Origin of the sequence: Klebsiella sp. HC6 (assembly GCF_022605325.1) — a bacterium.
GTDB classification, from domain to species: domain Bacteria; phylum Pseudomonadota; class Gammaproteobacteria; order Enterobacterales; family Enterobacteriaceae; genus Klebsiella; species Klebsiella terrigena.
The window spans coordinates 4,388,516-4,411,515 of record NZ_CP093276.1 but is presented as its reverse complement, the minus strand read 5'-3'; the positions used below and the strand labels follow the sequence as shown (position 1 = coordinate 4,411,515).

18 protein-coding genes are annotated in these 23,000 nt (G+C 63.8%); 11 read left to right on the top strand and 7 right to left on the bottom strand.

Annotated elements, in window-relative coordinates; genetic code table 11:
* Positions 1-52: 52 nt before the first annotated feature.
* The gene (fepA, locus tag MMW58_RS21415; RefSeq protein WP_159236022.1) at positions 53-2,293 is read right to left on the bottom strand and encodes a siderophore enterobactin receptor FepA; all 2,241 of its coding nucleotides are present in this window, start codon (positions 2,291-2,293) and stop codon (positions 53-55) included.
* Between the two features lie 242 nt (positions 2,294-2,535).
* On the opposite strand from fepA, the gene fes reads away from it, so the two are divergent.
* From fes to entF, 3 genes are read left to right on the top strand one after another with little or no spacing between them, the layout of a single operon-like run.
* On the top strand, positions 2,536-3,768 hold the full coding sequence (fes, locus tag MMW58_RS21410; protein ID WP_241722052.1) for an enterochelin esterase: 1,233 nt from the start codon (positions 2,536-2,538) through the stop codon (positions 3,766-3,768).
* Positions 3,769-3,827: 59 nt separating this feature from the next.
* On the top strand, positions 3,828-4,031 hold the full coding sequence (locus MMW58_RS21405; RefSeq protein WP_045854413.1) for an MbtH family protein: 204 nt from the start codon (positions 3,828-3,830) through the stop codon (positions 4,029-4,031).
* 10 nt (positions 4,032-4,041) lie between these two features.
* Complete coding sequence (gene entF / locus MMW58_RS21400) at positions 4,042-7,923, top strand: enterobactin non-ribosomal peptide synthetase EntF (protein ID WP_241723767.1); 3,882 nt, start codon at positions 4,042-4,044, stop codon at positions 7,921-7,923.
* 111 nt (positions 7,924-8,034) lie between these two features.
* Here entF and fepC read toward each other — a convergent pair whose 3' ends face one another.
* The 3 genes from fepC to fepD are packed head-to-tail and all read right to left on the bottom strand — an operon-like array spanning position 8,035 to position 10,822.
* Complete coding sequence (fepC, locus tag MMW58_RS21395; RefSeq protein WP_045854415.1) at positions 8,035-8,829, bottom strand: iron-enterobactin ABC transporter ATP-binding protein; 795 nt, start codon at positions 8,827-8,829, stop codon at positions 8,035-8,037.
* Positions 8,826-9,818, bottom strand: a complete 993-nt coding sequence (gene fepG / locus MMW58_RS21390; protein WP_041144525.1) for an iron-enterobactin ABC transporter permease — start codon at positions 9,816-9,818, stop codon at positions 8,826-8,828. The genes fepC and fepG overlap by 4 nt, the downstream gene beginning before the upstream one ends.
* On the bottom strand, positions 9,815-10,822 hold the full coding sequence (gene fepD, locus MMW58_RS21385) for a Fe(3+)-siderophore ABC transporter permease (protein WP_159236026.1): 1,008 nt from the start codon (positions 10,820-10,822) through the stop codon (positions 9,815-9,817). Before fepD ends, fepG begins: the two co-directional genes overlap by 4 nt.
* A gap of 258 nt (positions 10,823-11,080) precedes the next feature.
* Between fepD and entS the strand changes: the two genes are divergently transcribed.
* Positions 11,081-12,322 carry an enterobactin transporter EntS gene (entS, locus tag MMW58_RS21380; protein WP_241722051.1) on the top strand — a complete coding sequence of 414 codons (1,242 nt, stop codon included), beginning with the start codon at positions 11,081-11,083 and terminating at the stop codon, positions 12,320-12,322.
* Between the two features lie 42 nt (positions 12,323-12,364).
* Here the strand turns inward: entS and fepB are convergent, their stop codons facing one another.
* Positions 12,365-13,324, bottom strand: a complete 960-nt coding sequence (fepB, locus tag MMW58_RS21375) for a Fe2+-enterobactin ABC transporter substrate-binding protein (RefSeq protein WP_134525396.1) — start codon at positions 13,322-13,324, stop codon at positions 12,365-12,367.
* Between the two features lie 187 nt (positions 13,325-13,511).
* On the opposite strand from fepB, the gene entC reads away from it, so the two are divergent.
* The 7 genes from entC to MMW58_RS21340 all read left to right on the top strand — a co-directional run bounded on the left by entC (position 13,512) and on the right by MMW58_RS21340 (position 20,961).
* A complete protein-coding gene (entC, locus tag MMW58_RS21370) occupies positions 13,512-14,687 on the top strand; it encodes an isochorismate synthase EntC (RefSeq protein ID WP_159236028.1) in 1,176 nt (391 codons plus the stop codon).
* 9 nt (positions 14,688-14,696) lie between these two features.
* Positions 14,697-16,304 carry a (2,3-dihydroxybenzoyl)adenylate synthase EntE gene (gene entE / locus MMW58_RS21365; RefSeq protein WP_241723766.1) on the top strand — a complete coding sequence of 536 codons (1,608 nt, stop codon included), beginning with the start codon at positions 14,697-14,699 and terminating at the stop codon, positions 16,302-16,304.
* A 13-nt stretch (positions 16,305-16,317) separates the two neighbouring features.
* The gene (locus MMW58_RS21360) at positions 16,318-17,169 is read left to right on the top strand and encodes an isochorismatase (RefSeq protein WP_045854420.1); all 852 of its coding nucleotides are present in this window, start codon (positions 16,318-16,320) and stop codon (positions 17,167-17,169) included.
* Complete coding sequence (gene entA / locus MMW58_RS21355; RefSeq protein WP_241722050.1) at positions 17,169-17,924, top strand: 2,3-dihydro-2,3-dihydroxybenzoate dehydrogenase EntA; 756 nt, start codon at positions 17,169-17,171, stop codon at positions 17,922-17,924. The genes MMW58_RS21360 and entA overlap by 1 nt, the downstream gene beginning before the upstream one ends.
* Positions 17,925-18,338, top strand: a complete 414-nt coding sequence (gene entH / locus MMW58_RS21350; protein WP_041144532.1) for a proofreading thioesterase EntH — start codon at positions 17,925-17,927, stop codon at positions 18,336-18,338.
* A gap of 257 nt (positions 18,339-18,595) precedes the next feature.
* The gene (cstA, locus tag MMW58_RS21345) at positions 18,596-20,701 is read left to right on the top strand and encodes a pyruvate/proton symporter CstA (protein ID WP_133596751.1); all 2,106 of its coding nucleotides are present in this window, start codon (positions 18,596-18,598) and stop codon (positions 20,699-20,701) included.
* Between the two features lie 62 nt (positions 20,702-20,763).
* A complete protein-coding gene (locus tag MMW58_RS21340) occupies positions 20,764-20,961 on the top strand; it encodes a YbdD/YjiX family protein (protein ID WP_041144534.1) in 198 nt (65 codons plus the stop codon).
* Between the two features lie 9 nt (positions 20,962-20,970).
* On the opposite strand, the gene MMW58_RS21335 is transcribed toward MMW58_RS21340, so the two are convergent.
* Positions 20,971-21,714, bottom strand: coding sequence for an SDR family NAD(P)-dependent oxidoreductase (locus MMW58_RS21335; RefSeq protein WP_159236030.1), 744 nt, complete (start codon positions 21,712-21,714; stop codon positions 20,971-20,973).
* Positions 21,715-21,818: 104 nt separating this feature from the next.
* The gene (locus tag MMW58_RS21330) at positions 21,819-22,910 is read right to left on the bottom strand and encodes an oxidoreductase (protein WP_241722049.1); all 1,092 of its coding nucleotides are present in this window, start codon (positions 22,908-22,910) and stop codon (positions 21,819-21,821) included.
* Between the last annotated feature and the right edge of the window lie 90 nt (positions 22,911-23,000).

The following is a 23,000-nucleotide window of genomic DNA, read 5'->3' as shown; positions in this document are numbered from 1 at the left end:
GATTTGCCCGCCGCCCTCTATGGCCAGAGGGCGGCGGGATTCAGGCGAGCAATCAGAAGTGAGTGTTGATGCCCATATACCAGGTACGGCCCGATTCGTTATAGGTTTCGGCACCCGCGCCGTACATATAACCGGTGGTGCCGCCGGTAGTTTGGGCGTTACCCGCGCGCCAGTGGCGCTTATCGAAGACGTTATCCACGCCGCCGGTCAGGCTGACGTTTTTGGTGACGTCCCAGGTCGCGCTCAGGCCGAGGATGCTGTATGGGCTAACCTCGTTCTTCTCGCTGCCGGTCACCGGTTCGCCCTTGTAGTTATACTTTTTCGGCTCCTGCTTGCCGTACCAGGTAAAGGTCGACTGCACGGAAACATCGTCGTATACCTGCCAGCTGAGGGTCGAGTTCAGGGTATATTCCGGGATAATCGACAGGCGATCGCCGGTCTCTTTGTTCTTACTCTGCAGCATGTAGGTGATGTTATTGGTCCAGTTAACGGTCTCGCTAACCGGCACGTTTAACGTCCCTTCCAGGCCCTCAACCACCGCTTTCGGCACGTTCTCCCACTGGTAAATATCGGTTTTCACCTTACCGCTTGATGTAGAGGAGAGCGGCGCGTAGCCCGCTTCGATTTTGTCGCGGTAGTCGTTGCGGAACCAGGTCACCCCGGCCAGCCAGCCGTCGCGTTTAAACTCGAGGCCAATCTCTTTGTTGATGCTGGTCTCTGCCTTCAGGTCATCGTTACCCACCATATAGCAGCCGGTGCCGGTTGCGCTGGCGTAGCAGCCCTGGCCCTTACTGTACAGGATGTAGTTCGGGTTGGTCTGATACAGGCTCGGCGCTTTATAGGCGCGGGCAATACCCATCTTCAGGGTAAAGTCGTCGCCCAGTCCCTGGGACAGGTTCAGCGACGGGCTCCAGTTATTGCCGACGATGCTGTGATGATCGAAACGCAGCGCTGGCGTCAGCATGGTGGAATCGGTGAGCTCAACGTTGTCTTCGGCAAACAGCGAGAAGATCTCCGCCTGCGAGTACGGGCTACGGCCGGTGCTGCTTGCGCCCGGAATATCGCCGCCCATAAAGGTCTGGGTATTGGAGGCGTTATCCTTCATCCGCTGCTGGTTCCATTCGCTCCCCAGGGTCAGGTTCTGATTGACCCACAGGTCGAATGGAATGCTGATTTCGCTGTGCAGCATTACGTCGGAAAGGTCGATATCGCTAAACTTATCGCTATTAAAGATCCCTTCCGTGCCCCCGGCCAGGCCTTCGCCCTTACGCGAGTTGCGGGTGTGCTCGTACTGCGCCCAGTTGCTGGTGGTGATACCGTTATCCCAGCCGCCGTTCCAGGTGACGGAGTAGGTCTGACGATAGAGGCGGTTGGTCTCTTTACCGTAGTTCTCTTTCACCAGGTCGTTGGTGTTGGTGTTCTGCGTGTCGCCCGCGTAGAGGTTGCCCTGGCGGCTGTAGCCTGACTCAAACTCCAGCGACTGCATCGGCGCGAAGTCCCAGCGCACGACGCCGTTGATGTTTTTATTCTCGACCCCTTCGCGCCCGGCCGGCAGGGTATCGGAGTAGATGCCGGTACGCTCGGACTGATGCCCCTGGTTGATATCCCAGGCGTCGGCCTGCGTTTTGTCGAGGTTGCCGAACAGGCGGAAGCTGAAATCGCCGCCCAGCGGGCCGCTAAGGCTAAAGTCGGTGCGCTTGGTGGCGCCCTCGTCTTTATGCTCCGGGGCGTTCATGTAGGCATTCCATGAACCGTGCCACTCGTTGCTGCCTTTTTTGGTGATGATATTGACCACGCCGCCCGCCGCGCCGTTGCCGTAGCGCGCCGCCGCCGGGCCGCGGATGACCTCAATGCGTTCGATCATTTCCGGCGGTACCCAGCTGGTATCGCCGCGGGTATCGCGCTCGCCGCGCCAGCCGAGACGAATGGAGTTACGGCTGGTGACCGGCTTACCGTCAATCAGGATCAGGGTATTTTCCGGGCCCATGCCGCGAATATCAATCTGGCGGTTGTTGCCGCGCTGGCCGCTGGTGGAGTTACCGGTCAGGTTAACGCCCGGCATGGTGCGGATGATTTCTGAAACATCGCGGGCCGGGGGACGTTTACGAATTTCATCGGCGGTGATGGTGGAGACGCCGGGCGCCTGCAGGTTCTGCTCCGCTGCGGTAACCACCATGGTTTCTTCGGCGGCCGTTTGTTTGCTGTCTGTGGTCTCTTCCGCACACAGCGGGAAAGCAACACCATAAATTCCCAGATTGACCAGCAAGGCCAGGGATTTGATCCTGTTATTCATTTTAATATCATCCAGCTGTCTGTTGCCGCTTTCCCCAAAGACCTCTTCCCAGCGGGAGAGGTGACGGCATGCACAAATGTTGCCAGTAGAGGACAGATGCCCGCCATCTCTGACATGTTTTTAGAAGTTACTCATTCCTACGCGCGGTAATACGCTATTGCAAATGCAAATAGTTATCAATAATATTATCAACAAAATATTACGTTTATTGATAAATATCACGATAAACATAGGGTTATTTAATGTTAAAAACAGGAAGCGATGACTGGTGGCAGAGCCTGAGCGGCCCGCAGTCGGAGGCGTCTGGCGATGCGTACCGGGTGACGTTCTGGTGGCGGGACCCGGCGGGCAGCGAGGCCACCTCGGCGACGCGGCGGGTGTGGATCTACATCACCGGCGTCACCGACCACCACAAAAATGCCGTTCCGCAAACCCTACGTCGCATCCCGGGCACCGATGCCTGGCAATGGCAGACCACGCTCTCGCCGACCTGGCGCGGCAGCTACTGTTTTATCCCCTCCGAACGCGATGACGATTTTGCTCCCGAGATTTTTAACGGTGACGCGCCGGACCGCACCCTGCTGCGCGAGGGCTGGCGACGCCTGCTGCCGCGCGCGGTAGCCGACCCGCTCAATGTGCAAAGCTGGAAGGGCGGGCGCGGCCACGCGGTCTCCGCGCTGGAGCTTGCGCTGGCGCCGGAGCAGCCCGGCTGGGCGCTGCGCGATGAAAGCTATGCCCCGCCGGTCTGCATCCAGTGGCGCAGCGCGCGGCTTGGCAACAGCCGTCGGGTGTGGGTTTATGCCACCGGCGACGGCGCGGCAAAAGAGCGCCCGCTGGCGGTGCTGCTGGACGGCCAGTTCTGGGCCGAGAGCATGCCGGTATGGTCGCCGCTGGCCGGACTGACCCGCGAGGGCCGGCTGCCGGCGGCGGTGTATCTGCTGATCGACGTTATCGATAACGCGCACCGCAGCCGCGAGCTGCCGTGCAACCGCGATTTTTGGCTGGCGGTACAGGAGGAGCTCCTGCCGCAGGTGCGACAAATCGCGGAATTTAGCGACCGGGCCGAGCGTACCGTCGTGGCCGGGCAAAGCTTTGGCGGCCTGGCGGCAATGTTCGCCGCCCTGAACTGGCCGCAGCGTTTTGGCTGCGTGCTCAGCCAGTCCGGCTCCTACTGGTGGCCGCACCGCGGCGGCGCGCAGGATGGCGCGCTGATTGAAGGCCTGAAATCGGGCGAACTGCGCGCCGACGGGCTGCGAATCTGGCTCGAAGCCGGCGAGCGGGAGCCCCTTATTTTCCGCGCCAATCAGGCGCTTTTAGCCCAGCTGCCGCCGCCAAAACGGTCGGTTTTCTGGCGCCAGGTTGACGGCGGGCACGATGCGCTGTGCTGGCGCGGCGGGCTGACGGCGGGACTCATTCAGCTGTGGCAATCCGCGGAGTCCGTCCCATCGGGACGCCCGGCAGAACCGAATCATTGATCGTGCGCGAGGGCTGCGGATGCGGCCAGCAGGATAGCGAGTATTAACAGGAGTTTGAAATGCAATTCAGTAACCCCTTCGATAATCCGCAAGGGCAGTTTTACATTCTGCGTAACGAGCTGCAGCAGTACAGCCTGTGGCCCCATCACTGCGCGCTGCCGGAGGGCTGGACGGTAGAGTGTTCGCCGCAGTCGCTGGAAGCGTGCAATGCCTGGCTGGCGGCGAACTGGTCAACCCTCACCCCCGCGCACTACGCGTCCTAAGGAGCCGATGATGACCACTCGTTTACCGCTGGTTGCAGCGCAGCCGGGGATCTGGATGGCGGAGCGGCTGTCAACGCTGCCCGGCGCCTGGAGCGTCGCTCACTACGTTGAGCTCAGCGGCAGCCTCGATCCGGCGCTGCTCGGCCGGGCGATCGTCGCCGGCCTGGCCCAGGCCGACACGCTAAGCCTGCACTTTTGCGAAGACAACGGCGAAGCCTGGCAGTGGGTCGATGAGGCCCGTCGCTTCGACGAACCGCAGCACCATGATCTGCGCGAGGCGGACGATCCGCACGCGGCCGCGCTGGCCATTATGCGGGCCGACCTTGAACAGAACCTGCGCGTCGATAGCGGTAATCCTCTGGTCTGTCACCGGCTGCTGCGCACGGCGGATAATCGCTGGTACTGGTATCAGCGCTATCATCACTTACTCGTCGATGGCTTCAGTTTCCCTGCCATTACCCGCCAGATCGCCGCTATTTACCGTGCCTGGCAGCGCGGAGAGGCGACGCCGGAGTCGCCGTTTACGCCGTTCGCCGAGGTGGTGGAAGAGTATCAGCGCTACTACGGCAGCGACGGCTGGCAGCGGGACAAGCAGTTCTGGCAGGAGCAGCGCAGGACGCTGCCGGCGCCGGTTTCGCTCTCCGACGCGCCGCTGGCGGGACGGGCAACGGGCACGGAGATCTGGCGCCTGAAGCTTGACGCTGACGCCGCGACGTTCAGCCGCCTCGCCGCCGGCGCCCCGCAGTGCCAGCGCGCCGACCTGGCGCTGGCGCTGGCCGCGCTGTGGCTGGGGCGCCTGTGCGGGCGGATGGACTATGCCGCCGGCTTTATCTTTATGCGCCGCATGGGATCGGCGGCGCTGACCGCGACCGGGCCGGTGCTTAACGTCCTGCCGCTGGCGATCAACATCGATGCCCAGGAAACCCTGGCCGAGCTGGCGCTGCGCCTTGCCGGACAGCTGAAAAAAATGCGCCGTCACCAGCGCTATGATGCGGAACAAATTGTCCGCGATAGCGGCAAGGCCGCCGGCGATGAGCCGCTGTTTGGCCCGGTATTAAATATCAAAGTTTTCGATTACGTCCTCGATATCGACGGCGTGCAGGCGGTGACGCACACCCTGGCGACCGGCCCGGTTAACGATCTTGAGCTGGCGCTGTTCCCGGACGAATCCGGCGGCCTGTCGCTGGAAGTGCTGGCCAATAAGCAGCGCTACGATGAGGCCACGCTGCGCGCGCACGTTGAGCGCCTCTCCGCGCTGCTGGCCCAGTTTGCCGCCGACCCGGCGCTGCGCTGCGGCGAAGCGAACATGCTGTCCGCGCGGGAAACGCAGCGGCTGGCGGAAATCAATAATACCGGCATCGCGCTGCCCGCCACGACGCTGAGCGCGCTGGTGGCGGAACAGGCGCTGAAGACCCCGGACGCCCCCGCGCTGGCGGACGCCCGCTGGCAGTTCAGCTACCGCGAAATGCGCCAGCAGGTGGTGGCGCTGGCCGAGGTGCTGCGCGCGCGCGGGGTTAAGCCCGGCGATAGCGTGGCGGTGGCGCTGCCGCGTTCGGTCTTCCTCACCCTGGCGCTGCACGCCATCGTTGAAGCGGGCGCCGCCTGGCTGCCGCTTGATACCGGCTATCCTGACGATCGCCTGCGCATGATGCTCGAAGACGCGCGTCCGACGCTGCTGCTGACTTCCGACGATCAGCTGGCGCGCTTTAGCGATATCCCCGGGCTTGCCAGCCTGTGCTATCAGCAGCCGCTGGCGGCGGGGGATGACGCGCCGCTGGCGCTCTCCGCGCCGGAGCATACCGCCTATATCATCTTTACCTCCGGCTCCACCGGCCGCCCGAAAGGGGTGATGGTGGGACAGACCGCGATCGTCAACCGCCTGCTGTGGATGCAGAACCACTATCCGCTCGGCGCCGATGACGTGGTGGCGCAGAAAACGCCGTGCAGCTTTGACGTCTCGGTGTGGGAGTTCTGGTGGCCGTTTATCGCCGGCGCCCGGCTGGTGATGGCGGAGCCCGAAGCGCATCGCGATCCGCTGGCGATGCAGCGCTTCTTCGCCCGTTACGGCGTGACCACCACCCACTTTGTGCCGTCGATGCTGGCGGCGTTCGTCGCTGCGCTCGACGCGGAAAACGTCACCGCCTGCCAAACGCTGCGGCGGGTATTCTGCAGCGGCGAAGCGCTGCCGACCGGGCTGTGCCGCGAATGGGAAACGCTAACCGGCGTGGCGCTGCACAACCTCTACGGCCCGACCGAAGCGGCGGTTGACGTCAGCTGGTATCCGGCCTGCGGCGCGGAGCTGGCGGCGGTGACCGGCAGCAGCGTGCCGATCGGCTGGCCGGTATGGAACACCGGATTACGCATTCTTGACGCCACTATGCGCCCGGTACCGCCCGGCGTGGCGGGGGATCTGTACCTCACCGGCATCCAGCTGGCGCAGGGCTATCTCGGCCGACCGGACCTGACCGCCAGCCGCTTTATTGCCGACCCGTTTAGCCCGGGCGAGCGCATGTACCGCACCGGCGACGTGGCGCGCTGGCTCGACAGCGGAGCGGTGGAGTATCTGGGGCGCAGCGACGATCAGCTGAAAATTCGCGGCCAGCGCATTGAGCTCGGCGAAATAGACCGCGTCATGGCGGCGCTGCCGGACGTGGCCCAGGCGGTCACCCACGCCTGCGTCTTTAATCAGGCGGCGGCCACCGGCGGCGATGCGCGCCAGCTGGTCGGCTACCTGGTCTCTGAATCCGGGCTGCCGCTCGATACCGCGGCGCTGAAGGCGCGCCTCGGCGAACAGCTGCCGCCGCACATGGTGCCGGTAGTGCTGATCCAACTGCCGGCGCTGCCGCTGAGCGCTAACGGCAAGCTGGATCGTAAAGCGCTGCCGCTGCCAACGCTGAGCCAGGAACGCCGCGGCCGGCCGCCGGAGTCGGAGAGCGAGCGTGCGGTCGCCGAGGCGTTCAGCCAGCTGCTGGGCTGCGACGTGAACGATATCGAAGCCGATTTCTTTGCGCTTGGCGGCCACTCGCTGCTGGCGATGCGCCTGGCGGCGCAGCTGAGCCGCCGGTTTGCGCGTCAGGTGACGCCGGGACAGGTGATGGTCGCCTCGACGGTCGGCCAGCTGAGCGCGCTGCTGGCGTCCGATCTCAGCGACGAGCAGGCGCAGCGCCTGGGCTTTGATGCGATTTTGCCCCTACGCAAAAGCGACGGCCCGACGCTGTTCTGCTTCCATCCGGCCTCCGGCTTTGCCTGGCAGTTCAGCGTGCTGGCGCGCTACCTCGACCCGCGCTGGTCAATTACCGGCATTCAGTCGCCGCGCCCGCAGGGGCCGATGGCGAACGCCGCCAGCCTGGACGAGGTCTGCGAGTCCCATCTGCAGACGTTACTGGCGCAGCAGCCGCACGGGCCGTACTACCTGTTCGGTTACTCTCTCGGCGGCACCCTGGCGCAGGGAATTGCCGCGCGCCTGCGCCAGCGCGGTGAAGCGGTGGCGTTCCTCGGGCTGCTGGATACCTGGCCGCCGGAGTCGCAAAACTGGGCGGAAAAAGAGGCCAACGGCCTCGACCCGCAGGTGCTGGCGGAAATTGACCGCGAGCGGGAAGCGTTCCTTGCCGCGCAGCAGGGGCAGCCGTCCGGCGAGCTGTTTAGCACCATCGAGGGCAACTACGCCGACGCGGTGCGCCTGCTGACCACCGCGCACAGCGCGAAGTTCGACGGCAAGGCGACCCTGTTCGTGGCGGAAAAAACGCGCCAGCCGGGGATGGACCCGCAGGTGCTGTGGGGGCCGTGGGTCGGAGAGCTGGAGGTCTTCAGCCAGGCCTGCGCGCACGTGGAGATTATCTCTCCCCAGGCCTTTGAGTCGATAGGTCCGGTGGTGCGGGAGATTCTGGGATAGGTCGCGCGTCGTCCGGAGGTTTCCGGACGACCTCTGCACATCGCTCTGTAGCCCCGGTCAGCGTCGCGCGAGCCGGGGTTTTTTATGCTTTAGCCGGGGGAAGACCAGAGGCTAGCGGCGGCCCAGCGGCACCACCAGCGGCGTGTGGGCGACCGGGTCGTCGATGATGGTGCAGCGCAGGCCGTAAATCCGCTCGATAAGCTCGGCGGTCACGATCTCTTTCGGCGCCCCTTCGGCGATAATTTTGCCGTCGCGCAGGGCAATCAGATGGGTGGCGTAGCGGCAGGCCTGGTTGAGGTCGTGCAGCACCGCCGCCAGGGTATAACCCTTCTCGCGGTTCAGCTCGCTCAGCAGCTCGAGGAGATCGATCTGATGGCTGATATCCAGCCAGGTCGTCGGCTCGTCGAGCAGCATGATGGCGGTTTCCTGCGCCAGCACCATCGCAATCCACGCGCGCTGGCGCTGGCCGCCGGAGAGCGTATCAACGCTCTGCTGCGCAAGGTCGGTGATGCCGGTAGCGCGCATCGCCTGATTGACCGCCTCATCGTCCTCTTTCCGCCAGCGGGTGAACATCGGCTGATGCGGATAGCGGCCGCGGGCGACCAGCTCCTGGACGGTAATATCGCCCGGGGTGGTGGCATTTTGCGCCAGCAGGCCGATGCGTCTGGCGACGTCCTTGCTGGCGTAGCGCTGGATCTGCTCGCCGTCGAGGTAAACATGACCGCTGGTCGGGGTCATCAGGCGGCTGAGGGTGCGCAGCAGCGTCGATTTTCCGCAGCCGTTGGGGCCAATGATGGCGGTGAAGTGGCCATCGGGAATGGTCACGTTCAGCGATTCGGCGATGATCTTTTTGCCGTATGCCAGGGTCAACTGGTCGCCGCGCAAACGGGGGGTTACAGCGGTCATTTTTTGCGGGACTCCTGAATTAACAGTGCGATGAGATAGATACCGCCGAGGCTGACGGTGACGACCCCCACCGGCAGCTGATAGGGCATAAACAGGCGTTGGGCGCTATAGTCGGCCAGCGCCAGCAGCAGCGCGCCGCACAGCGCCGACTGGGTCAGACCCCAGCGCGCGGTGCCGCTGAGGCGGCGGGCGATATGCGGGGCCACCAGCGCTATAAAGGAGATCGGACCCGCCAGCGCGGTGGCGGCGGCGGTCAGCACCACCCCCACCAGCATCAGCAGCAGGCGAGAGCGCTCGACCCGCACGCCGAGCGCGCAGGCGGTATCGTCACCCATTTCCAGCAGGCGCATGCGCCGCACCAGCAGCACGCTGCACGCCAGCATCAGCACAATAAGCGGCGCCGACGGCCAGGTTTTACCCCACGTCAGCCCGTTGAGCGAACCGGCGTTCCACAGCCCGGCGGAGAGCGCGGTCTCCAGCGACGCGCGCAGCAGCAGCCAGGTATTGAACGCCACCAGCATCGCGCGGATGCCGATACCGATAATAATCAGCCGGAAGGTTTCAATCCCGTTACGCCAGGCCAGCAGCCAGACCAGCAGGGCGGTCAGCACCCCGCCAACCATCGCCGCCAGCGCGATGGCCGTCAGGTTCTGCCCAAAGAGCACCATCGCCACCAGCACGCCGCTCCACGCGCCGGTGTTGAAGCCCATCACGTCCGGGCTGCCCAGCGGGTTGCGCATCAGCGACTGAAAAATCGCGCCGCTAACGCCCAGCGCCGCGCCGATCAGCAGCGCCATCAGCACCCGCGGCAGCCGCCATTCGGTGACCACCATGGTGATATTACGCGGGGCGTCGCCCAGCAGTGCGGAGATAACCTGCTCCACCCGCAGCGGCACCAGGCCGCTGCCGAGCCCCCAGAGGGAGACGACCACGCTGGCGACGATCAGGATAAAACAGCTGAGCAGCAAACGACGGGAAGGGGCGGTCACATTGCACCTCCGCGCGGCTGACGACGCACCAGCCAGATCAGCACCGGGGCGCCGATAAAGGCGCTGACCACCGAGACCCGCAGCTCTCCGGGCACCAGCAGGCGGCCAAGAACATCGGCAAACAGCAGCAGCGCCGGGGTGGCCAGCAGGGTGACCGGCAGCGACCAGCGGTGGTCGGCGCCCACCAGCCAGCGCGCCATGTGCGGCATCATCAGGCCGATAAAGGCGATGGGGCCGACCACCGCCGTAGCGCTGCCGCACAGGACGGTGATCGCCAGCAGGCCGATAAACTGCGTGCGCGCCACCCGGCTGCCGAGGGCGGTGGCGGTGTCGCTGCCGAGGCTCAGGCTGTTCAGCGCCCGGCTGAGCAGCAGCGTCACCGCGCCGGCGATCAGTACCGGGAGCAGAACGATTTTTAGCGTTTGCAGGGTGCGGATATCCAGCGAGCCGGCCTGCCAGAAGCGCAGCTGGTCGTAAACGTCGGGGTTAAGCAGCGCAATGCCGTTAGAGAGCCCTTCGAGCACCGCCGCCAGGGCGACGCCGGCCAGCGTCAGGCGCACCGGGCTAAGCTGGCCTCCGCCCTGGCTGCCGGTGAAGGCTACCAGCAGCGAGGCGGCAAAGGCGCCGCAAAAGGCCATCAGCAGCTGCTCCTGCGGTGAATGAATACCGAACAGCGCGGCGCCCAGCACGATCGCGAAGCTGGCGCCGGAGTTGACGCCCAGGATACCGGGGTCGGCCAGCGGGTTGCGGGTGAGGGTTTGCATCAGCGCTCCCGCCAGCCCCAGCGCGACGCCGGCAAGCAGCCCGGCAAGGGTGCGCGGCAGGCGGGCATCGAGCACGATGGTGCAGTCAGCGCTCTGACAGGTGCCGGTAAAGGCATCCACAACGACGTTGAGTGGAAGAGGTTTGGCGCCAACGAGCAGGCTGAGCGCAATCGCAACGGCTAAGATCAGCAGCAGACCCGGCACGGCGACGGCGCGCACCCTGGTCGTAGAAAACGACATAGTTCACATCCCTGACATGATAATGATAGTAATTATCGTTATCGATTCTATTCAGTTATGTTAGCATGGCGGCCCCTAAGAATGGTATACGCAAATCATTCGGGATGCATCGCGACGGCAGGGCGTGAGTGCCCGAGCGGTCAGCGCCCGGCGGCCGACGCGCCGCTATCGCGAGGCCGGGATTGACCGGCTGCCGCCAGCGCATCTGTCGCCCGACGTATAACGAGTATCGATGGAAAATAATAACAAGGTGTTGTAATGAACCGACAATCCCGGCTGCTGAACCTGAGCCTGCTGAAAACGCATCCGGCGTTTCGCGCCGTCTTTATCGCCCGCTTTATCTCTATCCTCTCGCTTGGCCTGCTGGGCGTTGCTATCCCGGTACAAATCCAGATGATGACCCATTCCACCCTGCAGGTGGGGCTCTCGGTCACCCTGACCGGCGCCTCGATGTTTATCGGCCTGATGGTGGGGGGCGTGCTGGCGGATCGCTACGAGCGCAAGCGCCTGATCCTGCTGGCGCGCGGCACCTGCGGGGTCGGTTTTGTCGGCCTGTGCCTCAACGCCATGCTGCCCGAGCCTTCGCTGGCGGCCATCTACCTGCTGGGCGTCTGGGACGGCTTCTTCGCCTCGCTGGGCGTCACGGCGCTGCTGGCGGCAACCCCCGCGCTGGTTGGCCGGGAAAATCTGATGCAGGCCGGGGCGATTACCATGCTGACGGTGCGCCTGGGCTCGGTGATTTCGCCGATGATCGGCGGTCTGCTGCTGGCGACCGGCGGCGTGGCCTGGAACTACGGCCTGGCGGCGGCCGGAACCTTTATCACCACCTTGACCCTGCTGCGTTTACCGCAGCTCCCGCCGCCGCCTCAGCCGCGCGAGCATCCGCTGAAGTCGCTGCTGGCGGGGCTTAAATTCCTCTTTAATAGCCCGCTGATTGGCGGTATTGCGCTGCTCGGCGGCCTGCTGACGATGGCGAGCGCGGTGCGCGTACTCTATCCGGCGCTGGCCGAAGGCTGGCAGATGTCGGCCTCGCAAATTGGCCTGCTGTACGCCGCGATCCCGCTGGGCGCAGCGCTCGGGGCGCTCACCAGCGGCCAGCTGGCGCAAACCGCCAGGCCGGGCGCGCTGATGCTGACCACCACCGTTGGCTCCTTTGTCGCCATTGCCCTGTTTAGCCTGATGCCGCTGTGGCAGCTGGGCGCGCTGTGCCTGGCGCTGTTTGGCTGGCTGAGCGCCATCAGTTCGCTGCTGCAGTACACCCTGATTCAAACCCAGACGCCGGAGGCGATGCTTGGGCGCATCAACGGCCTGTGGACCGCGCAGAACGTCACCGGCGATGCCGTTGGCGCCGCGCTGCTGGGCGGCCTCGGCGTGATGATGACCCCGGTCGCGTCGGCAAGCGCCAGCGGCTGGGTGCTGGTTATCGTTGGTGCGATTTTGATTGGGCTGCTGAGCGAACTGCGCCGCTTTCAGCGCCCGGAGACGGTGAGCGAAATCTGAGGCTGCTTCCCGGCCAGGCGTTACGCCGGCCGGGAAGAGGATTTAGCCGAAGAAGGCTGCGAGGCGCTGCAGTACCAGCATGGCGCTGTAGTAGTCAAGACGGAAGGTTTCGATGCCCAGCGGATAGACGCGTTTGGCTTCGACCGCAGGCAGGTGGGCGAGCAGCGGATTGGCGTAAATCGCCTGAGCGTCCTTCTCGTCGCCGGCGAACAGGAACAGGCTTTGGCCGTTGAGGCCGGCGGCCAGGTTCTCCCCGCCCAGCTGGATGATATCGTGGCGTTTACCCTGACTCTGGCTGGCATGCAGCCCGCCGGGAAGGGTAGCCAGCGTAAAGCCCAGCTGTTCGAGCATCTGGCCCTGGGCCGACTCCGGCGTCCACAGATTGGCGCTATGGGCTGCGGCGGTATAAACCAGCGCGCTAACCGGCTGCGGCGGCAGTTTCATCTGCTGCTTCAGCGCCGCCAGCTGCTTATCAAATTCGGCGATGCGCACCGCGGCCTGCTTCTCCTGGCCGGTAATCTCTCCGAGCTGGGTGAGCAGCGCCTGCCAGCTCTTATCGTCATAGTTAATGATAAGCGTCGGCGCAATAGTAGAAAGCTGATCGTAGAGCGCCAGCGCGGAATCGCCGCCGGTGGCGCTAATCAGGATCAGGTCCGGCATCTGTGCGGCCACGGCCTCGGCGCTCGGCTCGCCGATATAGAGCCGCGCCAGCTTACGCTCGCGGGCCACGCTGCTCCACTGGCGCAGGAATCCCTGGCCATCGGCCACGCGGTTATTCGGCGTGGTGGCCCCGCTGGCGACCACCGGGGCATCAATCGCCAGCAGCGAGCCGGTGAGGGTGACGCTGGTGGAAACAATGCGCAGCGGCCGCTGTTCAAGGGTGTGCGCGCCGCGGCTGTCGGTAATCTGACGCGGCCAGTCGGCGGCGAACGCTGAGGTAATTCCTAAATACGCCAGCCCGCAGGCCAGCAGGGTACGGCGGCACAAAGTGGAGAAATTCACGAATTTGCGTCCTGATTGAGTTGAGATAAATGCGTCTCATTTTCAGCTTTGTGCCGCAGGGATGCAAGCCTAAGTAGCACAACATGCTGTTTATACGGTTGACATGTAGAGCAATACCTTTTAGGTTAGCCAACCAAAATATAAATGATAATTATTCGTAATATCTTTATCGTTTTTGGAGGATGATATGGAAACGTCAATGGCCGAAGATGTACGGGAACAAAAAATGACCCTGGCACCAGAAAGCTTCTTCTTTATGTCGCCGTACCGCAGTTTTAGCACTTCAGGCTGTTTCAGGCGCTTCTCTCATTCCGCCGCCGACGGCGATGCGCTGTCCGGTGAATTCCAGCAAAAAATGGCCGCCGCGTTCCAGGAGGCGAAAGCCGCCGGGATCAGCAAGCCGGTGATGGTCGGCGCGATCCCCTTCGATACCCGCCAGCCGTCCGAACTGTTTATTCCCGAGCGCTGGGAAACCTTCTCCCGCACCGGCAAGCAGCGCTCCGCGCGCTACGCGTCGGGCCAGGCGGCGATGGACGTGGTGGCCCGCCAGGAGATCCCCGAGCAGGACGCATTTATGGCAATGGTCGAGCGCGCCGCCGCGCTGACCGCTACGCCGGAAGTCGATAAGGTCGTGCTGTCGCGCCTGATCGATATCACCACCCGCGATCGCGTGGACAGCGGTGCGCTGCTGGAGCGCCTGATCGCGCAAAACCCCGCCAGCTATAACTTCCACGTGCCGCTCTCGGATGGCGGCGTTCTGCTCGGCGCCAGCCCGGAGCTGCTGCTGCGTAAAGAGGGCGATAGCTTTAGCTCCCTGCCGCTGGCGGGCTCGGCCCGGCGTCAGCCGGACGATGTGCTGGATCGCGAGGCGGGCAATAAGCTGCTGGCGTCCGGCAAAGATCGCCACGAGCACGAGCTGGTGACCCAGGCGATGAAGGCGGTGCTTGCGCCGCGCAGCCGCGAGCTGTCGCTGCCGGACTCTCCGCAGCTGATCACCACCCCAACCTTATGGCATCTGGCGACGCCCATCTCCGGGACCGCCGCGGCCGGGGAGAACGCCATGTCGCTGGCCTGCCTGCTGCATCCGACGCCGGCCCTCAGCGGCTTCCCGCACCAGGCCGCCACGCGCCTGATCCGCGAGCTGGAGCCGTTCGATCGCCAGCTGTTCGGCGGCATCGTTGGCTGGTGTGATGACGAAGGCAACGGCGAGTGGGTGGTGACCATTCGCTGCGCTCGCCTGCAGCAGAACACGCTGCGCCTGTTTGCCGGCGCGGGGATCGTTCCGGCCTCCTCCCCGCTGGGAGAGTGGCGCGAAACCGGCGTCAAACTGACCACTATGCTGAACGTGTTCGGCTTGTATTAAGAGGCGATGATGATTGCATTTAACCGCTGGCCGGAAAGCTTTGCCGCCCGCTACCGTGAAAAAGGCTACTGGCAGGATCTGCCGTTAACCGAGCTGATTACCCGTCACGCGGCAAGCGATGCCGTGGCGATTATCGACGGCGAGGTTCAGTACAGCTATCGCCAGTTCAACCGGTTGGTGGATAACCTTGCCAGCTCCCTGCAGGGGATGGGGCTCAAGCGCGGCGAAACCGCGCTGGTGCAGCTGGGCAACGTCGCCGAGTTCTACATCACCTTCTTTGCGCTGCTGCGCATCGGCGTGGCGCCGGTCAACGCGCTGTTCAGCCATCAGCGCAGCGAGCTCAACGCCTACGCCACGCAGATTGAACCCGCGCTGCTGGTGGCCGATCGCCAGCACGCGCTGTTTGCCGACGATAGCTTCCTCAACGGCTTTATTGAGCAGCATCCGTCGGTGCGGGTGGCGCTGCTGCGCGGCGATAGCGGCGAGTATGACCTGGCCGCGGCGATCGCCCAGCCCGCCGAGGGCTTTATCGCCAACCCAACGCCTGCCGATGAGGTGGCGTTTTTCCAGCTCTCCGGTGGCAGCACCGGCACGCCTAAGCTTATCCCGCGCACCCATAACGATTACGAATACAGCATTCGCCGCAGCAACGAAATTTGCGCGATTAGCGCCGAGACGCGCTATCTCAACGCGCTGCCCGCGGCGCATAACTATGCGATGAGCTCGCCGGGATCGCTGGGGGTGTTTCTGGCCGGAGGCCGGGTGATCCTTGCCGCCGACCCGAGCGCCACGCTGTGCTTCCCGCTGATTGAAAAGCATCAGATTAATGTTGCCTCGCTGGTGCCGCCGGCGGTCAGCCTGTGGCTGCAGGCGATCCACGAATGGGGCAGCAATGCGCAGCTGCGGTCGCTGCAGCTGCTGCAGGTTGGCGGAGCGCGCCTGTCCGCGACGCTCGCCGCGCGCATTCCGGCCGAGATTGGCTGCCAGCTGCAGCAGGTCTTCGGCATGGCGGAAGGGCTGGTGAACTACACCCGCCTCAACGATAGCCAGCAGCGCATTATCAATACCCAGGGCTGCCCGATGAGCCCTGACGACGAAGTGTGGGTCGCCGATGCCGAAGGCAACCCGCTGCCGCGCGGCGAAGTCGGCCGCCTGATGACCCGCGGGCCCTATACCTTCCGCGGCTACTATAAAAGCCCGCAGCATAACCTGGAGGCGTTTGACGCCGACGGCTTCTACTGCTCGGGGGATCTGATCTCGATCGACGAAGACGGCTATATCACCGTGCAGGGGCGCGAGAAAGATCAGATCAACCGCGGCGGGGAGAAGATCGCCGCGGAAGAGATTGAAAACCTGCTGCTGCGCCACCCGGCGACGATCCATGCCGCGCTGGTGAGCATGGAGGATAGCCTGCTGGGGGAGAAAAGCTGCGCGTACCTGGTGGTCAAAGAGCCGCTGCGCGCGGTCGCGGTACGTCGCTTCCTGCGCGAGCAGGGCGTGGCTGAATTTAAGCTGCCGGATCGGGTGGAGTGCGTGGACGCGCTGCCGCTGACGCCGGTGGGCAAAGTCGATAAAAAACAATTACGTCAGTGGCTGGCTGAACGCAAGCTGGGCTGAAGGAGAAGACAGAATGGCCATTCCTCAATTACAGGCTTACGCGCTGCCGGAAGCCAGCGATATCCCGGCGAACAAAGTGAGCTGGGCCTTTGAGCCGTCCCGCGCCGCGCTGCTTATCCACGATATGCAGGAGTATTTCCTCAACTTCTGGGGTGAAGATAGCGCGATGATGGCGAAAGTGGTCGCCAACGTTGCCGCGCTGCGCGATTTCTGCAAGCAGCACGATATCCCGGTGTTCTACACCGCGCAGCCGAAGGAGCAGAGCGATGAAGACCGCGCCCTGCTGAACGATATGTGGGGACCGGGTCTGACCCGCTCGCCGGAGCAGCAGCGGGTGATTGCCGCCCTGGCGCCGGACGAAAACGACACCGTACTGGTGAAGTGGCGCTACAGCGCGTTCCACCGTTCGCCGCTGGAAGAGATGCTGAAAGAGGCCGGGCGCGATCAGCTGATCGTCACCGGCGTCTATGCCCATATCGGCTGCATGACGACCGCGACCGACGCCTTTATGCGCGACATCAAGCCGTTCTTCGTTGCCGACGCGCTGGCGGACTTTAGCCGCGAAGAGCATCTGATGGCGCTGAAATACGTTGCCGGACGCTGCGGTCGGGTGGTGATGACCGAAGAGCTGCTGCCGCTGCCGGCGTCAAAGGCGGCGCTGCGCGCGCTGGTGCTGCCGCTGCTCGACGAGTCCGACGAGCCGATGGATGATGAAAACCTCATCGACTACGGCCTGGATTCGGTGCGCATGATGGCGCTGGCCGCGCGCTGGCGCAAAGTGCACGGCGATATCGACTTCGTGATGCTGGCGAAAAATCCGTCGATTGATGCCTGGTGGGCGCTGCTCTCCCGCGAGGTGAAATAGTGGCCGCGCTCGATTTTCAGGGTCAGACCGTATGGGTGACCGGGGCGGGTAAGGGCATCGGCTACGCCACCGCCCTGGCTTTCGTCGAGGCCGGGGCGCAGGTCACCGGTTTTGACCTCGCCTTCGCGGGCGAAAGCTATCCGTTCGCCACCGAGACGCTGGACGTGGCCGACGCGCCGCAGGTGGCCGAGGTGTGTGGGCGCCTGCTGAACGGCATTGAGCGTCTCGACGTGCTGGTCAACGCGGCGGGTATTTTACGCATGGGTGCCACCGATGCGCTGAGCGTTGAAGAGTGGCAGCAGACCTTCGCCGTTAACGTCGGCGGCGCGTTTAACCTGTTCCAGCAGACGATGCCCCAGTTCCGCCGCCAGCGGGGCGGGGCGATCGTCACCGTGGCCTCCGACGCCGCGCATACGCCGCGCATCGGGATGAGCGCCTACGGCGCGTCGAAAGCGGCGCTGAAGAGCCTGGCGCTGACCGTCGGGCTTGAGCTGGCGGGCAGCGGAGTGCGCTGCAACCTCGTCTCGCCGGGCTCAACCGACACCGATATGCAGCGCACGCTGTGGGTCAGCGATGACGCCGAGCAGCAGCGCATTCGCGGTTTTGGCGAGCAGTTCAAGCTCGGCATTCCGCTGGGTAAGATCGCCCGGCCGCAGGAGATTGCCAGCACCATTTTGTTCCTCGCCTCCCATCACGCCAGCCATATCACGCTGCAGGATATCGTGGTCGACGGCGGCTCGACGCTGGGGGCATAGATGGCCTGGAAACGTCAGCTGACGCTGGAGGCGCTTAACGCCACCAGCGCGAATACGATGGTGGCCCATCTGGGCATTGTCTATACCCGGCTGGAAGAGGGCCTGCTGGAGGCCGAAATGCCGGTCGATGCCCGCACCCATCAGCCCTTTGGCCTGCTGCACGGCGGCGCGTCGGCGGCGCTGGCGGAGACGCTGGGTTCGATGGCCGGCTGGCTGATGACCGAAGAGGGCCAGTGCGTGGTCGGCACCGAGCTGAACGCCACCCATCATCGGGCGGTTTCCAGCGGGAAGGTTCGCGGCGAGTGCCGCCCTCTGCACCTCGGCCGCCAGGGGCAAAGCTGGGAAATTGCCGTCTTCGACGAACGCGGACGGCGCTGCTGCACCTGCCGCCTGGGCACCTCGGTGCTCGGCTAGCGCTCCACCATCCTCCGGTTCGCGCCGCGTCCCGTTCGGGCTACGGTTTTATTTCTGTAGCCCGTTCGGGCGCGGCGCGAGCGTCTTTCCGACCCTGCTGTTTTCATCTATTTTCCTGCCAGAAGTGATCTCGCTAGCAATGTGAGACAAATCCCTGCCTTCGGGCGACATCTCCAGGGTTTCGACGTTGTTAAAATCTGCGTTGTGTTCTAGAAACAAAATGTAACAGATTGATTACCCTATCGTGGAACCCGATAATGAATAATTCAGGGAAATACCTCATCTGGACACTGCTCTCCGTCATTGGAGCCTTTGCCCTCGGCTACATAGCCTTAAACCGCGGCGAACAGATTAATGCGCTATGGATTGTCGTGGCGGCGGTCTGTATCTATCTGATTGCCTATCGCTTCTATGGCCTCTACATCGCCAAAAACGTGCTGGCGGTTGACCCGACGCGGATGACGCCCGCGGTGCGGCACAACGACGGCCTCGACTACGTTCCGACCGATAAGAAAGTGCTGTTCGGTCACCATTTTGCGGCCATTGCCGGCGCCGGACCGCTGGTTGGGCCGGTGCTGGCGGCGCAGATGGGCTACCTGCCGGGGATGATCTGGCTCCTCGCCGGCGTGGTGCTGGCCGGCGCCGTGCAGGACTTTATGGTGCTGTTCGTCTCGACCCGCCGCGACGGCCGCTCGCTCGGTGAGCTGGTGAAAGAGGAGATGGGGCCCACCGCCGGGGTGCTGGCGCTGGTGGCCTGCTTTATGATCATGGTGATCATCCTCGCGGTGCTGGCGATGATCGTGGTGAAAGCGCTGACCCACAGCCCGTGGGGAACCTATACCGTCGCCTTCACCATCCCGCTGGCGGTCTTTATGGGGATCTACATTCGCTATCTGCGCCCGGGGCGCATTGGCGAAGTATCGGTGATTGGCCTGGTGATGCTGGTGTTTGCCATCGTCTCCGGCGGATGGGTTGCCGAAAGTGCGACCTGGGCGCCGTGGTTTGACTACACCGGCGTGCAGCTGACCTGGATTCTGGTGGGCTACGGCTTTATCGCCTCGGTGCTGCCGGTCTGGCTGCTGCTGGCCCCGCGCGACTACCTCTCGACCTTCCTGAAAATCGGCACCATCGTCGGGCTGGCGATCGGTATTCTGATCATGCGCCCGACGCTGACCATGCCGGCGCTGACCAAATTTATTGACGGCACCGGCCCGGTGTGGAGCGGCAGCCTGTTCCCGTTCCTGTTTATCACCATCGCCTGCGGCGCCGTGTCGGGCTTCCACGCGCTGATCGCCTCCGGCACCACGCCGAAAATGCTCGCCAACGAAGGCCAGGCCTGCTTTATCGGCTATGGCGGCATGCTGATGGAATCCTTCGTCGCCATTATGGCGCTGGTGGCGGCCTGCGTTATCGACCCCGGCGTCTACTTTGCGATGAACAGCCCGATGGCGGTGCTGGCGCCTGCCGGAACCACCGACGTGGTGGCGTCCGCCGCGCAGGTGGTCAGCAGCTGGGGCTTTAGCATCACCCCGGATACGCTGCGCCAGATAGCCAGCGAGGTCGGCGAACAGTCGATTATCTCCCGTGCCGGCGGCGCGCCGACGCTGGCGGTCGGGATGGCCTACATCCTGCACGGCTCGCTGGGCGGCCTGATGGATGTCGCCTTCTGGTACCACTTCGCCATTCTGTTTGAAGCGCTGTTTATTCTGACGGCGGTGGATGCCGGCACCCGCGCGGCGCGCTTTATGCTGCAGGATCTGCTCGGCGTGATAAGCCCGGGGCTGAAGAGAACCAGCTCGCTGCCGGCGAACCTGCTGGCGACGGCGCTGTGCGTGCTGGCGTGGGGCTACTTCCTGCACCAGGGAGTGGTGGACCCGCTCGGCGGGATTAACACCCTGTGGCCGCTGTTCGGCATCGCCAACCAGATGCTGGCAGGGATGGCGCTGATGCTCTGTGCGGTGGTACTGTTTAAAATGAAACGTCAGCGCTATGCATGGGTCGCGCTGCTGCCCACGTCGTGGCTGCTGATTTGTACCCTGACCGCCGGCTGGCAGAAGTCGTTCAGTCCGGATACCAAAGTCGGCTTCCTGGCGATCGCCAATAAGTTCCAGGCGATGATCGACAGCGGCTCTATCCCGCCGCAGTACACCGAATCCCAGCTGGCGCAGCTGGTCTTTAACAACCGCCTGGATGCCGGTCTGACCATCTTCTTTATGGTGGTGGTGGTAGTGCTGGCGCTGTTCTCAATCAAAACCGCGCTGGCGGCGCTGAAAGAGGAGCATCCTACCGCCAGAGAGACGCCGTACGAAGCGATGCCCGCCGATGCTGAGAGCCTGGTCACCCAGGCGAAACGCGCGCATTAGCCAGCCGGTTTTTGTTAGCCTAATCCTCTCCCGTAAGGGAGAGGATGATGTGAGAGAGAAAAATGTTCGATACCCTTTCGAAAGCGGGAAAATACTTAGGCCAGGCGGCAAAGATGATGATTGGCGTGCCTGATTACGATAACTACGTCGCCCATATTCGCCAGACCCACCCTGAGCAGACGCCGATGACCTACGAAGAGTTCTTTCGCGAGCGCCAGGACGCGCGCTACGGCGGCAAGGGCGGCGCGAAGTGCTGCTAGGCCACCCCCTCAGGCGTTAAGCCCCCCGTCTACGTCCAGTCCGGTACCGGAAATCTGTCCGGCCGCCGGGCTTGCCAGAAAGGTTACCGCCGCGGCGATATCCTCAGGCTGACCGTAATGTCCGAGCGCAATAAGCTGCCGCAGCGGCTCGGCCTGTTCGCCGTCCGCCGGGTTCATATCGCTGTCGGTTGGCCCCGGGTGCACGAGGTTAACGGTTATACCGCGCGGCCCCAGATCGCGCGCCAGGCCGCGGGTCAGGGAGTTAAGCGCCGATTTAGTCATCGCGTACGCCGCAATGCCGGGAGACGCGACGCGGTTGGCGAGACAGCTGCCGATATTGATAATCCGCCCGCCGTCCGGCAGATGGGGGATTGCTGCCTGAATCGCGATAACCACCCCGCGAATATTGACGTTGATCAGCGCATCGATATCCTCCAGGGACATCGACTCCAGCGGCCCGCCGCGGGCGATCCCGGCGTTATTAACCAGAATATCCAGCCCTCCGAGGCTCTGCACCGTGCGGGCGACGGCGTGCTGAATGGCCTGCGCGCTGGCGCTATCGGCCTGCACCGCCTCGCTGCGGCGACCGAGAGCGCGAATCTCGTCGGCAACCGCCTGGGCTTTGTCGGCGGACTTTTCGTAGGTGATAACGACATCGGCCCCGGCCTGCGCCAGCGATAGCGCAATCGCGCGGCCTAACCCCCGGCTGGCTCCGGTAACCAGCGCCTTCTTACCTGTTAAATCGATCTGCATGATGACCTCGTGACGTGAGCGTTGAGATGCATCATTAGGTATATACGTAATCCTTCAAACCGCCTCTTTTTGCCGCGGCCGTTTTCACCACCGGCGTCGTCGCATCAGGCGTGGCTAAAATTTTCCACCTTCGCGAAGGCGGCGTACAGGGTCTGCGGCGTCAGCTCCACCGGCAGGAAGTGGATGGACTCGACCGGGCGCAGGGTATGGGCAATGACCCGATCCAGCTCGCCCCGGTTGTTGATATCGATATCCAGCGCTGCCAGGGTGGTCGGCAGGTTAAAGCGCTGATAGGCCGCCACCAGCTGAGCCAGCACCGCATCCTGGCCGAGCAGGGCGCTCTGCACCAGAATGCCGTAGGCGACCTTGGTGCCGTGGAGAAACTTCTCCGTCTGCGGCAGCACCGTCAGGCCGTTGTGCACCGCGTGGGCTGCCGCAACCCGGGTGTAGCGCTCGCCGAGGCCGCCGACCATCCCGCCGCCGGCGATAATCGCATCGATAACGTCCAGCAGCGGCTGGCTCAGCTCGCCGCGCTGCCGGTCGGCGAGCGCCGTTTCGCTGCTCTCCAGCAGGACGTCGCGGATCGCCAGCGCGCCGTTAATCCCCAGGCGTACGGTCAGCGGCAGGGTTTCCGGCCGCGGTGCCAGCACCACCGCCTCATACCATTTCGCCAGCGTATCGCCGATCCCCGCCAGCAGATACTCCTCAGGCGCGTTGAGGACGATCCGCGGCTCCACCAGCACCAGGAAGTTGGCGTCGTCGAAAATTTCAAAATGCAGCGCCTGGCCGGCGTCGTTGTACCACACCGACAGCGGAGTCCACGCCGCGCAGGTGGCGGCGATGGTCGGGATCGCCACCACCGGTAGCGCAAGCCGCCTGGCCACCGCCTTGGCGGTATCCAGCAGCGCGCCGCCGCCAACGCCAATCACCACGGAGCGGTCTTCACCCGCCTCGCGAACCAGTCGGGCGACGTCGCTTTCGCTGCAGTGGCCCTTAAAGAGGATTTTTTTGGCGCCGGGCGCATTGAAGGCCTCGGGTAAAAAGGGTTCTGCGCCGGCGATTGCCCGCTCGCCGTAGATCCATAGCGCCCGGGAAAGCTGCTCTGCGCTGTAAAAATCATGCAGCCGAGCGAGGCTGCCGGGATGGGAGAAGTAGTTGGCGGGGCCGGGGACCACGCGGATATCGCTGTTGCTCATAGAGGCTGACCTTATTGTCGTTTCGCTAACCTGATGTTATGTCTGGACATCCGGATGGCTAATATTATTTCGTTTTATCTTATGCCTTTT

Bases quoted from the DNA above. Each gene is read 5' to 3' on its own strand.
- fepA (WP_159236022.1), bottom strand. From the start codon at position 2,293: ATGAATAACAGGATCAAATCCCTGGCCTTGCTGGTCAATCTGGGAATT.
- fes (WP_241722052.1), top strand. From the start codon at position 2,536: ATGTTAAAAACAGGAAGCGATGACTGGTGGCAGAGCCTGAGCGGCCCG.
- MMW58_RS21405 (WP_045854413.1), top strand. From the start codon at position 3,828: ATGCAATTCAGTAACCCCTTCGATAATCCGCAAGGGCAGTTTTACATT.
- entF (WP_241723767.1), top strand. From the start codon at position 4,042: ATGACCACTCGTTTACCGCTGGTTGCAGCGCAGCCGGGGATCTGGATG.
- fepC (WP_045854415.1), bottom strand. From the start codon at position 8,829: ATGACCGCTGTAACCCCCCGTTTGCGCGGCGACCAGTTGACCCTGGCA.
- fepD (WP_159236026.1), bottom strand. From the start codon at position 10,822: ATGTCGTTTTCTACGACCAGGGTGCGCGCCGTCGCCGTGCCGGGTCTG.
- entS (WP_241722051.1), top strand. From the start codon at position 11,081: ATGAACCGACAATCCCGGCTGCTGAACCTGAGCCTGCTGAAAACGCAT.
- entC (WP_159236028.1), top strand. From the start codon at position 13,512: ATGGAAACGTCAATGGCCGAAGATGTACGGGAACAAAAAATGACCCTG.
- entE (WP_241723766.1), top strand. From the start codon at position 14,697: ATGATTGCATTTAACCGCTGGCCGGAAAGCTTTGCCGCCCGCTACCGT.
- MMW58_RS21360 (WP_045854420.1), top strand. From the start codon at position 16,318: ATGGCCATTCCTCAATTACAGGCTTACGCGCTGCCGGAAGCCAGCGAT.
- entH (WP_041144532.1), top strand. From the start codon at position 17,925: ATGGCCTGGAAACGTCAGCTGACGCTGGAGGCGCTTAACGCCACCAGC.
- cstA (WP_133596751.1), top strand. From the start codon at position 18,596: ATGAATAATTCAGGGAAATACCTCATCTGGACACTGCTCTCCGTCATT.
- MMW58_RS21340 (WP_041144534.1), top strand. From the start codon at position 20,764: ATGTTCGATACCCTTTCGAAAGCGGGAAAATACTTAGGCCAGGCGGCA.
- MMW58_RS21335 (WP_159236030.1), bottom strand. From the start codon at position 21,714: ATGCAGATCGATTTAACAGGTAAGAAGGCGCTGGTTACCGGAGCCAGC.
- MMW58_RS21330 (WP_241722049.1), bottom strand. From the start codon at position 22,910: ATGAGCAACAGCGATATCCGCGTGGTCCCCGGCCCCGCCAACTACTTC.